The following is a 13124-nucleotide window of genomic DNA, read 5'->3' as shown; positions in this document are numbered from 1 at the left end:
CGACGGGCGGCCGGTACGGTCGGAGATCATGCGCTCCGCCCGGGTGATCCCCTGCCTCGACGTGACCGGTGGCCGGGTGGTCAAGGGCACGAACTTCGTGGGCCTCCGCGACGCCGGCGACCCCGTCGAGCTGGCCGCCCGCTACGACGCCGAGGGCGCCGACGAGCTGGTGTTCCTCGACATCACCGCCAGCTCCGACGAGCGCGACACCATGGTCGAGGTGGTGGCCCGGACGGCCGAGGAGGTCTTCATCCCCTTGACCGTGGGCGGCGGGATCCGCACCGTCGAGGACGCCCGCCGCATGCTCCGCGCCGGCGCCGACAAGGTGTCGCTCAACACCGCCGCCATCGCCCGCCCCGAGGCCATCACCGAGGTGGCCACCGAGTTCGGGTCGCAGTGCGCGGTCGTCGCCATCGACGCCCGGCGGCGCGACGTCGACGACCCCCTCCGCGGGTGGGGCGTCTACACCCACGGCGGTCGCAACCCCACCGCCCTCGACGCGGTGGCGTGGGCGGTGGAGGCGGTCGACCGCGGCGCGGGCGAGATCCTCCTCACCTCGATGGACCGCGACGGCACCCGCGACGGCTTCGACGTCGAGCTCACCCGGGCGGTCAGCGACGCCGTGACCGTCCCGGTGATCGCCAGCGGGGGCGTGGGGACGCTCGACCACCTCGTCGCCGGCGTCCTCGAGGGTGGCGCCGATGCCGTGCTCGCCGCCTCGATCTTCCACTGGGCGGAGCACTCGGTGGCCGACGCCAAGGCGGTCATGGCCGCAGCGGGGATCACGGTCCGGCCGTCGGCGTGACCGACGCAGGGGAGGGGTCGGGCCGGTTCTGGCCGTGGGTCCTCGCGGCCCTGGCCGTGGCCGTGGCCGTGCGCCTGGCCTACGTGGCCGGGTCGACCGTGCCCTCCGAGCCCGGCTTCCTGGTCACCTTCGACCCGATCTACTACCACCGCCAGGCCCGAGCGGTGGCCGACGGGCTGGGCTTCGTGGCCCCCTACCGGGCCGACGGGGCGCCGAGCGCCGACCACCCGCCGCTCCTGGTGGTCGTGCTGGCCCTGGCCTCGAAGCTGGGGCTGTCGTCGTTCGGGGCCCACCGGGTCGTCACGGCCCTCATCGGCGCCACCGTGGTGCCGCTGGTGGCCCTCCTCGGCCGGCGCCTGGCCGGGCCGCGAGCCGGGATCGTGGCCGCCGCCCTGGCCGCCGTCGCCCCCGTGCTGTGGGCCAACGACGGCCAGCTGATGCCCGAGCCCCTCTACGCCGTCGCCGTCGCCGGGGCCCTCCTCCTCGCCCACCGGATCTGGGACGGCGCCGGGCCCCGCCGGGTCGCGGAGGCGGCGGCGCTCGGGGCGGTCGTGGCGCTGGCCGGCCTGACCCGGGGAGAGGGGCTGGCGCTGCTCGGGTTCACCGTGGTGCCGGTCGCCCTGTGGGCCCCGAGCCTCGACGGCTGGCGCCCTCGTGCCGCCCTCGTGGTCGTGGCCACGGTCGCGTGCGGGGTGGTGCTGGCCCCGTGGCTGGCCTACAACGCCGGGCGCTTCGAGGAGCGGGTCCTGCTCTCGGCCTCGGCCGACAGCGCCTTCGCCGGGGCGAACTGCGACCTGACCTACGCCGGCTCCCAGGTCGGAGGGTGGTCGTCGGAGTGCTTCGCCGAGCACTCCAACCAGACGCTGGAGGAGTCGGTCTTCTCGGCCCGGATCCGAGCCGACGCCGAGGACCACGTCCGCCAGAACCTGGGGGCGCTGCCCGAGGTGGGGGCAGCGCGGGTCGGGCGGCTGTGGGGGGTCTTCCGGCCCTCCGACGGCGTCGAGCTCGACGTCCTCCAGAACCGGCCCCGCCCGGTGTCGTGGGCCGGTCTGGCGACGCTCGCCCTCCTGGTGCCGCTGGCCGCGGCCGGAGCGGTCCGGCTCCGGCGGGCGGGGCGGCCCGTCGTCCTCCTGCTCGCCCTGCCGGTGATGGTGACGCTCGTGGCCGTCGCGTTCTACGGCAACCCCCGCTTCCGGGTCCCCGCCGACCTGGCCCTCGTCGTCCTGGCCGCGGCGGCGGTCGAGGGCTGGTGGGCGAGGGCCCGGCGGTAGCCGTCCTCCGACCCCGCCCACGCCCTGTGGGGGTCGGCTGGCGCCGACGCCGTACCCTCGGGTGGTGGCTGACAAGCTCCCGATCAAGATGCTCAACGACCGCGTGCTGGTGCGGGCCCAGAGCGAGGGCGAGCGCAGCACCCGGGGGGGCATCCTCATCCCGGCCACGGCGCAGACGTCCAAGCGGCTGGCGTGGGCCGAGGTCGTCGCCGCCGGGCCCAACGTCCGGACCATGGAGGTCGGCGACCAGGTGCTGTTCAACCCCGAGGACCGCTACGAGGTCGAGGTCCGGGGCGAGGACTTCATCATCCTCCGCGAGCGCGACGTCCACGCCGTGGCCTCCGAGCGCCTCGACGAATCGTCGACCGGCCTGTACCTGTGACCTCGGTAGGGTCGATCTGATGCCCGCCGCCACCCCGATCGAGGTCCGCGCCGACGACCTGGCCCAGGTCCGCTACGACGCCGACGGGCTCGTGCCCGCCATCGTCCAGGAGCAGGGCACCGGCGACGTCCTGATGCTGGGCTGGATGACCGAGGCCACCCTGCGCCGCACCCTGGAGGAGGGGCGGACCGTGTTCTGGAGCCGGTCACGGCAGGAGGAGTGGCGCAAGGGCGACACGTCGGGCGATCGCCAGTGGGTCCGCGAGGCCCGCTACGACTGCGACGGCGACACCCTGCTCCTCATCGTCGAGCAGGAGGGGGCCGGGGCCTGCCACACCGGGGCCCACTCGTGCTTCTTCCGGTCGTTCGGGACCGGCTGAGCGAGGACGCCGTGCCCCTCACGCCCGACCGGGCCACCTTCCGCACCCTGGCGCGCGACCACACCGTCGTCCCCGTGTGGCGCGAGCTGCTGGCCGACCAGATCACGCCGGTGTCCGCCTTCACCCGCCTCTGCCCCGACGACGAGCCCGGCTTCCTGCTCGAGTCGGTCGAGCACGGCGAACGCTGGGGCCGCTGGTCCTTCGTCGGGCGCCGCCCCGTCGCCACGCTCGTGGCCCGCGGGCGCGACGTCACCGTCGAGGGCGCCGACGCCGGCACGGTCGCGGCCGTCACCTCGGACCTGCCCCTCGACCAGGGCATCCTCGCCGCGGTGGACGCCCTGCTGGCACGGGCGCGGACGCCTGAGGAGCTCGGGCTCCCGCCCCTGCACGGCGGCCTGCTCGGCTACCTCGGCTACGACGTCGTCCGCGAGGTGGAGCACCTGCCCTACGTCCCCGAGGACCAGCACGGCCTGCCCGACGCCGTCCTGTCGATCATCGGCGAGATCGCCGCCTTCGACCACTGGCGCCAGCGGGTGACCCTGATCGCCAACGCCCTCGTGCCGCCCCGGGCCACCGACCGCGAGATCGACGCCGCCTACGACGCCGCCGTGGCCCGGCTGGAGCAGCTGGCCCGCGACGGCGCCCGTCCGCTCGACGAGCCCCTCCTCGAGCCCCCGGACCCCGCCGACGAGCTGCCCGAGGTGACCTCGACGATGGGGGGCGGGCTCTACGAGTCCGCCGTCGAGGTGGCCAAGGAGCACATCCTCGCCGGTGACATCTTCCAGGTCGTGCTGGCCCAGCGCTTCGACCTCCAGCTCGACGCCGACCCCTTCGACGTGTACCGGGTCCTGCGTCAGGTCAACCCCAGCCCGTACATGTACTTCGTGCGCCACCCGGAGGTGTCGCTGGTCGGGGCCTCGCCCGAGCCGCTGGTGCGCCTGCGCGACGGCAAGGTGATCTCCCGGCCCATCGCCGGCACCCGCTACCGGGGCCGGACCGAGGAGGAGGATCGCCGCCTCGGAGCCGAGCTGGCCGAGCACCCCAAGGAGGTCGCCGAGCACGTCATGCTGCTCGACCTGGCCCGCAACGACGTGGGCCGGGTGGTCCGGTACGGGACCTGCCACGTCGACGAGACGATGACGCTCGAGCGCTACAGCCACGTCATGCACCTCACCTCGCAGGTGTCCGGCGAGCTGGCCGAGGGACGGACGCCGATCGACGTGCTGCGCGCCACCATGCCGGCCGGCACCCTCACCGGGGCGCCCAAGGTGCGGGCCATGGAGATCATCGACGCCCTCGAGCCGGCCAAGCGCGGGCCCTACGGCGGCGTGGTCGGCTACGTGGACTTCGGGGCGGCCATCGACACCGCCATCGCCATCCGCACCATGATCTGCCGGCCCGACGGTCGGGCCTCGGTCCAGGCCGGGGCCGGCATCGTGGCCGACTCCGTCGCCGAGCACGAGGACCTCGAGTGCCACAACAAGGCCCGGGCCCTGCTCGCCGCCGTGCCCGCAGCGCGGCGGATGACCGCCGCCCGGCGGGCGGCAGGGGTGCGTTCGGCCGCCGGCTCGGCATCCTGACCCCGTGCCCGTCACCACCACCCGCATCGCCCGGGACGTCGTCACCGTCACCGGCCCCGACACCACCGGCTACCTCCAGGGCCAGCTGAGCCAGGACGTGGCCGCCCTCGACGTCGGCGGGGCGGCCCTGTCGTTCGTGCTGCAGCCGCAGGGCAAGGTCGACACCTGGATGCGGGTCGACCGGGCCGGCCCCGAGACCGTCCGCCTCGACACCGACCCCGGTGCCGGCGCCGGCCTGGTCGCCCGCCTGGAGCGGTTCAAGCTGCGCACCGAGGTCGACATCGCCCTCACCGAGGCGGTCGACGTGCTGGCCGTGCGGGGCGCCGAGGTCCTCGACGGCGTGCCCTGCGGGTGGCCCGGCGCACCCGGCTCCGACGTGTTCGACGCCGACCCCGACGACCTGCCGACCGACCTGCCCGTGGGCGCCGTCGCCCTCGACGCCGACGGGTACGAGGCGCTGCGGATCCGCGCCGGCGTCCCCCGCATGGGCGCCGAGATCACGCCCGACACCATCCCCGCCGAGCTGGGCCGATGGGTCATCGAGGCGTCGGTGAGCTTCACCAAGGGCTGCTACACCGGCCAGGAGCTGGTGGCGCGGATCGACAGCCGGGGCGGCAACGTCCCCCGCCACCTGCGGGGCCTCGTCGGTCCCGGCCTGGCCGCCGGGGCGGTGGTCACCGGGCCCGAGGGCAAGGAGGTGGGCGTCGTCACCAGCGCCGCCGGCGAGGTCGGCCTCGCCCTCCTCCACCGCCGCGTCGAGGTGCCCGCCACGGTCCTGGTCGACGGGGCCGAGGTCCGGGCCGTGGACCTCCCCATCTCCTGAGGGCGCCACCGATCGCCACCGAGGCGACCGGTCGGATCGCTCGAACCTGGCACCGGGCGGGCGCGGACGTACGATCGGGCCGGTGACCGCCGTCGTCCACGGGCTGCCCCTGAAGGCCTTCGAGCGCCTGGGCCCGGCCGACCTGGCCGTGGTCGAGGCGGGCGATCCCCACCGGCCCACGGTGGTGCTCCTGCACGGCTTCCCCACCCACGCCGTCCTCTGGCGCCGGGTCATCCGCCGCCTGGGCGACGAGGTCCACGCCCTCGCTCCCGACCTGCTCGGGCTGGGCGACACGGTGGTCTCGCCCTACGAGGACTTCGGCGCCCCGATGCAGGCCGACCTGCTGCTCGACTGGCTCGACCGCCGGGGCATCGACCGGGCGGTGCTCGTCGGGCACGAGCAGGGTGGGGCCGTCGCCCAGCAGCTCGTCGCCAACCACCCCGACCGGGTGGCCGGGCTCGTGCTGGTGGCGTCGGTCGCCTACGACAACTGGCCCGTCCCGGTCGCCGCCCAGTTCATGCGCCTGGCCCGCACCCCCGGCGCCGACGTCCTCGCCTACGCCCTCGACCTGCCCCGACGGGTCGGCACCAACGCCCACATCGGGTTCGGACGGGCCGTCTACGACGCCCGCCGCCTCGACGCCGACATCGTCGACGAGTACCTCCGGCCCCTCCTGACCACCGAGGGCCGGGAGCGGGCCCGCCGGTTCGTGCTCTTCGGCGACGACCGGGTGACCCTCGAGTGCCTGCCGGGGCTGCGGGCCTACCAGGGCCCCGCCGCGGTGGTGTGGGGCGCCGACGACGCCTTCCTCTCCCCGTCGTGGGGGGCGCGGCTGGTCGACGACCTGGCGGGCGCACCAGCGCTGACCCTCGTCCCGTTCTGCGGCCACCTCGTGCCCGAGGAGGCCCCCGACGTGGTGGCCGACGCCGTGCGCGACGTGGTGGCCCGCGCCTCCGACCCCACAGGGGGGTGACGGTGGCCGATCGGGTGAAGACCCACTACGAGACCCTCGGCATCCCGACCGGGGCGGACCCGGCCGAGATCCGCCGCGCCTACGTGGCCCTGGCCCGGCGCTTCCACCCCGATGCCCACGCCGGCCGCAGCCCGGCCGAGCGCGAGCACGCCGACCGCCGGATGCGCGACGTCAACGAGGCCTGGTCGGCGCTGTCGGACCCGGCCCGGCGCCGGGCCTACGACGCGACCCTCGTGCGCCACGGCGCCGGCCGCCCGGACCCGCGCCCGCGGCCGGCGGGCAAGCCCTGGAGCCCCCGCCCCGACGACGACGCCTGGATGGACGACTTCCGGTCCTGGCAGGAGGACACCGACCTGCTGCCGCCCGACCCGCCCGGGCCCCGCCGCCCGGTCCGCCTGCTCCCCGCCGGCATCCTCGTCGGCGCCGCCGTCGTCGGGATCTTCGGCCTCGTGCTCGCGTCCCGCCCCGTCCTGGCGGTGGCCTTCATGCTGGTCGGGATCTCCCTCGCCCTGTGGATCTGGCTCCCGCTCGTCGAGCTGGCCCGCAGCCGATCGGCCGACCCCGACCGCTGACCCCACGAACCTTGTCCGGAAGTCCCCCTCCTCGGCAGGGTTCCGGACAAAGTCGGTGGTGGGGTGGTGGTGTGGTTGCCTGGGGCGGTGCCCGAGACGTACCTCGACCGGATCATCGACGCCCACCGCCAGGCGGCGGCGGCCGACCGCCGCCGGCAGGGGGCGATCGAGGAGACGGCCGAGAAGGCCATGGCCGACGGGCCGACCCGCGGCTTCCGGGTCGCCCTCGCCGCCGACCACGCCGCCGGCAACCTGGCCGTGATCGCCGAGATCAAGCGCCGGTCCCCGTCGAAGGGCGACCTGGCCCCGGACCTGGTGGCCGGTTCGGTGGCCGAGGCCTACGCCGAGGGCGGCGCAGCCGCCCTGTCGGTCCTCACCGACCTCGACTTCTTCGGGGGCTCGCCCGCCGACCTGGGCGAGGCCCGGGGTGCTGTCGAGGTCCCGGTGCTGCGCAAGGACTTCACCGTGGTCGAGGCCGACGTGCTCGACGCCCGGGCCATGGGCGCCGACGCCGTCCTGCTCATCGTCGCCGCCCTCGACGACCACCAGCTGGCCGACTACCGCGCCCTGGCCGCCGAGGTGGGGCTCGACGTCCTCGTCGAGGCCCACGACGAGGCCGAGGTCGAGCGGGCCCTCGAGGCCGGCGCGGACCTCGTCGGCGTGAACCAGCGGGACCTCTTCACCTTCGAGGTCGACACCGACCGGGCGGTGCGGGTCGCCGGTGAGATCCCCGAGGGCGTCGTCCGCGTCGCCGAGTCCGGTGTCCGCGGGCCCGACGACGCCCGGCGCCTCGCCGACGCCGGCTACCACGCGGTCCTCGTGGGCGAGTCGGTGGTGACCGACGGCGACCCGGCCGCCGCGGTGCGGGCCCTCCGGGCCGCCCGCCGGGACCCGGCGGCCGACGAGTAGCCCGAGCAACGGGTGCAGGGTCCGGGAGCCGGTCGCCGTACGATCGGCCCCGTGTTCGTGAAGATCTGCGGGGTGACCAGCGAGGAGGATGCCCTGCTGGCGGTGGCCATGGACGCCGACGCGGTCGGGTTCAACTTCGTCTCCGGCTCGCCGCGCCAGATCGCCCCCCAGGCGGCCCGCGACATCGCCCGCCGGTTGCCGGCCGAGGCGCTCACCGTGGGGATCTTCCGCGACGAGGCCCCCGAGCGGGTCGTCTCCATCGTCAACGAGGCCGGCCTGCGCGGGGCCCAGCTCCACGGCCGGGAGTCGATCGAGGCCACCCGCTACGTCGCCGCCCGCGTCCCGTTCGTCATCAAGGTCTTCCGGGCCGACGACCCCGCCCTGGCCCGGGCCGACGAGTACGGCGCCCAGATCGTGATGCTCGACGGGGCCCGCCCGGGCAGCGGCGAGACCTGGGACTGGGACCTGGCTGCCGCCGTCCCCGACGGGCTCAAGCTCCTCCTGGCCGGCGGGCTGACCCCCGACAACGTGGCCGACGCGGTGGAGGCCGTCCGTCCGTGGGGCGTCGACGTGGCCTCCGGCGTCGAGCGGTCGAGCGGGGCGGCCGGCGGCAAGAAGGACCCCCGCAAGGTCCGCCTGTTCGTGGCCAACGCCCGGGCCGCCGCCCCGGCGGCCGAGCCCGGCCCCGACGCCATCCCCTACGACTGGATCGACGACACGTGACCGAGCTGTCAACGGATACGTCCTCCGCGAGCGCCATGGGCGAGCCGGACGCCACCGGGCGCTTCGGCCGCTTCGGCGGGCGCTTCGTCCCCGAGACCCTCATCCCGGCCCTGGCCGAGCTCGAGCAGGGGTTCCGCGACGCCTGGGCCGACCCGGCCTTCCGGGAGCGCCTCGACGGCCTGCTGAGGGACTACGCCGGCCGGCCGTCGCCCCTGACCGAGTGCGAGAACCTGTCCGAGCGGCTGGGGCTCCGCCTGCTGCTCAAGCGGGAGGACCTCAACCACACCGGGTCCCACAAGATCAACAACGTCCTGGGCCAGGCCCTGCTGGCCCAGCGGATGGGCAAGCACCGGATCATCGCCGAGACCGGCGCCGGCCAGCACGGGGTGGCCACCGCCACCGCTGCCGCCCTGCTCGACCAGGAGTGCCTCGTCTACATGGGCGAGGTCGACATGGAGCGCCAGGCGCTGAACGTCTTCCGCATGCGGCTGCTGGGCGCCGAGGTCAGGCCCGCCCTCACCGGCAGCCGCACCCTCAAGGACGCGGTCAACGAGGCCATGCGCGACTGGGTCGCCACCGTGGAGACGACCCACTACTGCCTCGGCTCGGTCATGGGCCCGCACCCGTACCCGTGGATGGTGCGCGAGCTGCACCGGGTGCTCGGCGACGAGGCCCGCGAGCAGTGCCGGGCCCTCACCGGGGGCGATCCCGACGTGGCCGTGGCCTGCGTCGGCGGCGGGTCGAACGCCGCCGGGCTGTTCGTGGGGTTCGCCGACACCTCCACCCGGCTCGTCGGGGCCGAGCCCGCCGGCGGCGCCGCCGTGGGACGGGGCGTGCCCGGCGTGGTGCACGGGTCGAAGTCGTACCTCATGCAGGACGAGTGGGGCCAGGTGCTGGAGGCGGAGTCGATCTCGGCCGGCCTCGACTACCCCGGCATCGGACCCGAGCACGCCCACCTGTCCGACACCGGCCGGGCCGAGTACTTCCCGGTCAGCGACGAGGAGGTCGTCGACGCCTTCGTGACCCTAAGCCGCAGCGAGGGCATCATCCCCGCCCTCGAGTCGGCCCACGCCCTGGCCTGGGTCATCCGCGAGCGCGAGGCCCTGGCGGGCCAGACCGTGGTCCTGTGCCTGTCGGGGCGGGGCGACAAGGACGTCGAGCAGGTGTCGCGCATCCTCGGCCCCAACGCCGGGTCCGACCGGGGCCTGCAGTGAAGGCACCGGATGGGTTCCTCGAGTCCCACCTGCGCGCCCGCCGCGACGGCGGCGCCAAGCTCCTCGTGCCCTACATCACCGGCGGCATCGACCCCCGCTGGATCGACCTGGTGCGCTCGGCCGCCGATGCCGGGGCCGACGCCATCGAGATCGGGATCCCGTTCAGCGACCCGGTGATGGACGGCCCGACCATCCAGGCCGCGTCCGAGCGGGCCCTGGCCCACGGGGCCACGCCGGCCTCGATCCTCGACGACGTGAGCGGCGCGGACGTCGACGTCCCCCTGGTCGTCATGACCTACTTCAACATCGGGTTCAAGATGGGCGTCGAGCGCTTCGCGTCGGAGTCCCGCGCCGCCGGCATCTCGGGGATGATCCTCCCCGACGTGCCCCTCGAGGAGATGCCGGAGTGGGATCCGGCCGCCGCCGCGGCCGGGTTGGAGACGGTGATGCTGGCGTCGCCGCTGACGCCCGACGACCGGCTGCCGCTCCTCACCGGGCGGGCGCAGGGCTTCGTGTACGGGGTCAACCTCCTCGGCGTGACGGGGGAGCGGGCCGCCATCGGTGACATGGCTGCCACCCTCGCCGCCCGCCTCAAGGCGATCACCGACATCCCGACGGTCATGGGCTTCGGCGTGTCGACCCCGGCCCAGGCCGCCGAGGTCGCCAGCCACGCCGACGGCGTCGTGGTCGGGTCGGCGCTGATGCGGCGGGTCCTCGACGGCGAGGGCCCCCTGCGGGTCGGCCAGGCCATCGCCGAGCTCCGCGCCGCCCTCGACGCCGGGTGATGAGGGAGCTGGCGCGGGTCGACCTCGCTTCGCCCGACGACGAGGTCGCCCGCCAGGTCGACGCGGCCTGCCGGGAGGTCGGGTTCTTCACCCTGGTGGGCCACGGGGTCGACCCGGCCCTCCAGCAGCGGATGGACACCGCCGCCCGGGCCTTCTTCGCCCGGCCGGAGGCCGAGAAGGAGCGGGTCGCCATGGTCCACGGCGGCCGGGCCTGGCGGGGCTGGTTCCCCCTCCACGGCGAGCTGACCTCGGGTGTGCCCGATCACAAGGAGGGGTTCTACGTCGGGCGCGAGCTGCCCGTCGACGACCCCCGGGTGGTGGCGGGCACGCCGCTCCACGGCCCGAACCTGTGGCCCTCCGAGCCGTCCGACCTCCGCCCGGCGGTCACGGCCTGGGTGGAGGCCATGGAGGCCGTGGCCCAGCGGCTGGCCCGGGCGATCGGCATGGCCCTGGGTCTGGGCGGCGACTGGTTCGCCCGCCACCTCACGGCCGACCCCACCGTCCTGTTCCGCATCTTCCGCTACCCGCCCGTCCCCCCGGGCGACGAGGGGTGGGGCGTGGCCGAGCACACCGACTACGGCCTGCTGACCCTGCTGGCCCAGGACGACCAGGGCGGCCTCCAGGTGCGGGGGCGCGACGGGTGGGTTGACGTGCCCGCCGACCCCGGCGCCCTCGTGGTCAACCTGGGCGACATGCTCGATCGCATGACCGAGGGTCGCTACCGGTCGACGCCCCACCGGGTGCGCCCGACCGCCGGCGACCGGGACCGCCTGTCCTTCCCGTTCTTCTTCGACCCGTCCTGGGACGCCGAGGTGCGACCGTTGCCCCTGGCCGGCGAGGCCCCGGCCGACGACGCCGCCACCCGCTGGGACGGCACCAGCCTCCGCCGGCTCGACGGCACCTACGGCGACTACCTGACGGCCAAGGTGGCCAGGGTCTTCCCCGCCCTGGCCGAGCGAGCGACGCCGGGTCCGGGGCCGGCCCAGGCCGCCCCAACCTCCTCGCCGTGGTGAGCTGACTAGTCGGCGTTGACGTCGACGGAGGCGATCTGCCACCCGGCGTCGGTGCGGGCCGCGGTGACCACGATGAAGGCCTCGGTGGAGCGGTTCCGGAAGTTGCAGGTGCTGGTCTCGAACTCGCCGGTGTCGCAGCCGTAGGTCTCGAACCCGTCGGCGGGCACGGCGAAGAGCTGGTCGACGACCTCCCCGGGTGCGAGGGCCCGGGCGCCGGCCTGGTCGCCGGCCTCCCAGGCGGTCTTCAGCCCGTCGATGGCCTCGCGGGCGGAGGGGGCGAACGCCGTCGGCGTGCTGGCCGTCGTCGTGGTGGCCGTCGTCGTCGGCTCGGTGGCGGTGCTGGTGCTGGACCCCGTCGTGGTCTCGGCCTGGGCCGACTCGGGCGGGATCAGCGACGCATCGGGTCCCGGTTCGGCGTCGTCGCCGTCGTCGGCCGCGCAGGCGCCGAGGGCGACCACGCCGACCAGGGCGAGTCCGGCGAGCAGGGCGGCGGGTCGGCGGGTCGCGTGGTGCAGCACGCCTGGCACGTTAGGGACCGTCCTCGTCCCCGTCGGCGTCGGCGTCGGCGTCGGGCGGGGGATCGAGGTGCCGGTGCAGGAACGCGGTGGTGCGGGCCCACGCCTGCTCGGCCGCGCCGGGGTCGAAGGCGGCCTCGTGGTCGGCCTCGAAGAACCAGTGCCCGGTGCCGGCGTAGTGGTGGACCTCGACGTCGCGGCCGAGGAGCCGCAGCTCGGCCTCCAAGGTGACCTTCTCGTCGTCGGTCACCAGCTCGTCGAGCTCGGCGAAGTGGGCCTGGACGGCCGCCCGGCCCGGCTCGGGGTCGAGGTCCGTCGCCCCGTAGAAGGTCGACACCGCGGCCACCAGGTCGGGAGCCCGGGTGGCGGACCACAGCGCCCACGACCCTCCCATCGAGAACCCCACCACGCCGATGCCGGCACCGGTGGTGGCCGGGAGGCCGTGGAGGGCGCTGGCCGCCGACAGCACGAGGGCGGCGGTCTCGTTGGGGCTGGACCGGGCCTGCAGGGCCTCGGCCTCGTCGGGGGTCGCCGCCGTCTCGCCCGCGAACAGGTCGGGGGCCAGGGCGACGAACCCGGCGTCGGCCAGGCGGTCGGCGACCCCCCGGAAGAACGGTGTCAGGCCCCACCACGCGTGGAGCACCAGGACCCCGGGCCCCGACCCGCCCTCGGGGGTCACCACGTAGGCCGTCCCGGCGTGGCGGCGCGCGCTCATGGGGTCGACCCTATGTCTGTCTCGCCCCTCGCACGCTCCCCGGCGACGAGGGGATCACTCGGCGCTGACGCACTCCTGGGTGGCGGTGGTGAGAGCCTCGGTGGCGGCCTCGCCGGCCTCCTCGGGGGTGTCGGCCTCGTAGAGGTCGTTGATCTGACCCTGGTCGAGCTCGTCGAAGAGGCTGTCGGTGACGCACGTGGCCTGCTCCTCGGACAGCCCACCCTTCTCGAGCTGCTCCTGGACGTCGGAGCGCGACGCGTCGGAGGACCCGCACGCCGAGAGGCCCAGGGCGAGGACGGCGGGGGCGGCGAGGCCGAGCGCGAGACGGCGGAGGGACGAGCTGGTCATGGAGGAACCTTCGGGGGAGTGGGGGCGTCGGTGGGTCGCATCGGCCGTGCGCCCCGGGGGCCTCGATGCGTCCCCGGAACATAGCGCTGGCGCCGTCGTCGGCAGCGACTCGGCACG

The 13124-nt window shown here is 75.3% G+C and carries 16 protein-coding genes; 13 read left to right on the top strand and 3 right to left on the bottom strand.

Annotated features, from left to right (window positions below):
* Nucleotides 1–28: 28 nt before the first annotated feature.
* The 13 genes from hisF to HC251_RS13515 all read left to right on the top strand — a co-directional run bounded on the left by hisF (nucleotide 29) and on the right by HC251_RS13515 (nucleotide 11429).
* Nucleotides 29–805, top strand: a complete 777-nt coding sequence (gene hisF / locus HC251_RS13575; RefSeq protein ID WP_219941143.1) for an imidazole glycerol phosphate synthase subunit HisF — start codon at nucleotides 29–31, stop codon at nucleotides 803–805.
* Nucleotides 802–2076 carry a glycosyltransferase family 39 protein gene (locus HC251_RS13570; RefSeq protein ID WP_219941142.1) on the top strand — a complete coding sequence of 425 codons (1275 nt, stop codon included), beginning with the start codon at nucleotides 802–804 and terminating at the stop codon, nucleotides 2074–2076. Before hisF ends, HC251_RS13570 begins: the two co-directional genes overlap by 4 nt.
* A gap of 88 nt (nucleotides 2077–2164) precedes the next feature.
* Entirely contained in the window at nucleotides 2165–2458 is a 294-nt protein-coding gene (locus HC251_RS13565) for a co-chaperone GroES (protein ID WP_219945704.1), read from the top strand.
* Nucleotides 2459–2477: 19 nt separating this feature from the next.
* Nucleotides 2478–2837 (top strand): phosphoribosyl-AMP cyclohydrolase, encoded by a 360-nt coding sequence (gene hisI / locus HC251_RS13560; protein WP_219941141.1) that lies wholly within the window; start codon nucleotides 2478–2480, stop codon nucleotides 2835–2837.
* A gap of 11 nt (nucleotides 2838–2848) precedes the next feature.
* Nucleotides 2849–4417: an anthranilate synthase component I family protein gene (locus HC251_RS13555; RefSeq protein ID WP_219941140.1), complete on the top strand. Its 1569-nt coding sequence runs from the start codon at nucleotides 2849–2851 to the stop codon at nucleotides 4415–4417.
* Nucleotides 4418–4421: 4 nt separating this feature from the next.
* On the top strand, nucleotides 4422–5240 hold the full coding sequence (locus tag HC251_RS13550; RefSeq protein WP_219941139.1) for a folate-binding protein YgfZ: 819 nt from the start codon (nucleotides 4422–4424) through the stop codon (nucleotides 5238–5240).
* Between the two features lie 82 nt (nucleotides 5241–5322).
* Nucleotides 5323–6213 (top strand): alpha/beta fold hydrolase, encoded by an 891-nt coding sequence (locus HC251_RS13545; protein WP_219941138.1) that lies wholly within the window; start codon nucleotides 5323–5325, stop codon nucleotides 6211–6213.
* 2 nt (nucleotides 6214–6215) lie between these two features.
* The gene (locus tag HC251_RS13540) at nucleotides 6216–6785 is read left to right on the top strand and encodes a J domain-containing protein (protein WP_219941137.1); all 570 of its coding nucleotides are present in this window, start codon (nucleotides 6216–6218) and stop codon (nucleotides 6783–6785) included.
* Nucleotides 6786–6872: 87 nt separating this feature from the next.
* Nucleotides 6873–7694, top strand: a complete 822-nt coding sequence (trpC, locus tag HC251_RS13535; RefSeq protein ID WP_219941136.1) for an indole-3-glycerol phosphate synthase TrpC — start codon at nucleotides 6873–6875, stop codon at nucleotides 7692–7694.
* 51 nt (nucleotides 7695–7745) lie between these two features.
* Nucleotides 7746–8417, top strand: a complete 672-nt coding sequence (locus tag HC251_RS13530; protein WP_219941135.1) for a phosphoribosylanthranilate isomerase — start codon at nucleotides 7746–7748, stop codon at nucleotides 8415–8417.
* 35 nt (nucleotides 8418–8452) lie between these two features.
* On the top strand, nucleotides 8453–9631 hold the full coding sequence (gene trpB / locus HC251_RS13525) for a tryptophan synthase subunit beta (protein WP_219941134.1): 1179 nt from the start codon (nucleotides 8453–8455) through the stop codon (nucleotides 9629–9631).
* On the top strand, nucleotides 9628–10416 hold the full coding sequence (trpA, locus tag HC251_RS13520; protein ID WP_219941133.1) for a tryptophan synthase subunit alpha: 789 nt from the start codon (nucleotides 9628–9630) through the stop codon (nucleotides 10414–10416). The genes trpB and trpA overlap by 4 nt, the downstream gene beginning before the upstream one ends.
* A complete protein-coding gene (locus HC251_RS13515; RefSeq protein ID WP_219941132.1) occupies nucleotides 10416–11429 on the top strand; it encodes an isopenicillin N synthase family oxygenase in 1014 nt (337 codons plus the stop codon). The genes trpA and HC251_RS13515 overlap by 1 nt, the downstream gene beginning before the upstream one ends.
* A gap of 5 nt (nucleotides 11430–11434) precedes the next feature.
* Here the strand turns inward: HC251_RS13515 and HC251_RS13510 are convergent, their stop codons facing one another.
* From HC251_RS13510 to HC251_RS13500, 3 genes are read right to left on the bottom strand one after another with little or no spacing between them, the layout of a single operon-like run.
* Nucleotides 11435–11947, bottom strand: coding sequence for a hypothetical protein (locus tag HC251_RS13510; protein ID WP_219941131.1), 513 nt, complete (start codon nucleotides 11945–11947; stop codon nucleotides 11435–11437).
* A 10-nt stretch (nucleotides 11948–11957) separates the two neighbouring features.
* Nucleotides 11958–12659, bottom strand: a complete 702-nt coding sequence (locus HC251_RS13505) for a dienelactone hydrolase family protein (protein WP_219941130.1) — start codon at nucleotides 12657–12659, stop codon at nucleotides 11958–11960.
* A gap of 54 nt (nucleotides 12660–12713) precedes the next feature.
* The gene (locus tag HC251_RS13500) at nucleotides 12714–13007 is read right to left on the bottom strand and encodes a hypothetical protein (protein WP_219941129.1); all 294 of its coding nucleotides are present in this window, start codon (nucleotides 13005–13007) and stop codon (nucleotides 12714–12716) included.
* Between the last annotated feature and the right edge of the window lie 117 nt (nucleotides 13008–13124).

The organism is Iamia sp. SCSIO 61187, from assembly GCF_019443745.1.
Lineage (GTDB): Bacteria > Actinomycetota > Acidimicrobiia > Acidimicrobiales > Iamiaceae > Iamia.
The sequence above is the reverse complement of the archived record's forward strand: the minus strand, read 5'-3'. Positions and strand labels throughout refer to the sequence as shown.

Coding starts and splice junctions, on each gene's coding strand:
- HC251_RS13565 (WP_219945704.1), top strand. CDS start 2,165: ATGCTCAACGACCGCGTGCTGGTGCGGGCCCAGAGCGAGGGCGAGCGC.
- hisI (WP_219941141.1), top strand. CDS start 2,478: ATGCCCGCCGCCACCCCGATCGAGGTCCGCGCCGACGACCTGGCCCAG.
- hisF (WP_219941143.1), top strand. CDS start 29: ATGCGCTCCGCCCGGGTGATCCCCTGCCTCGACGTGACCGGTGGCCGG.
- HC251_RS13515 (WP_219941132.1), top strand. CDS start 10,416: ATGAGGGAGCTGGCGCGGGTCGACCTCGCTTCGCCCGACGACGAGGTC.
- HC251_RS13500 (WP_219941129.1), bottom strand. CDS start 13,007: ATGACCAGCTCGTCCCTCCGCCGTCTCGCGCTCGGCCTCGCCGCCCCC.
- HC251_RS13505 (WP_219941130.1), bottom strand. CDS start 12,659: ATGAGCGCGCGCCGCCACGCCGGGACGGCCTACGTGGTGACCCCCGAG.
- trpB (WP_219941134.1), top strand. CDS start 8,453: ATGGGCGAGCCGGACGCCACCGGGCGCTTCGGCCGCTTCGGCGGGCGC.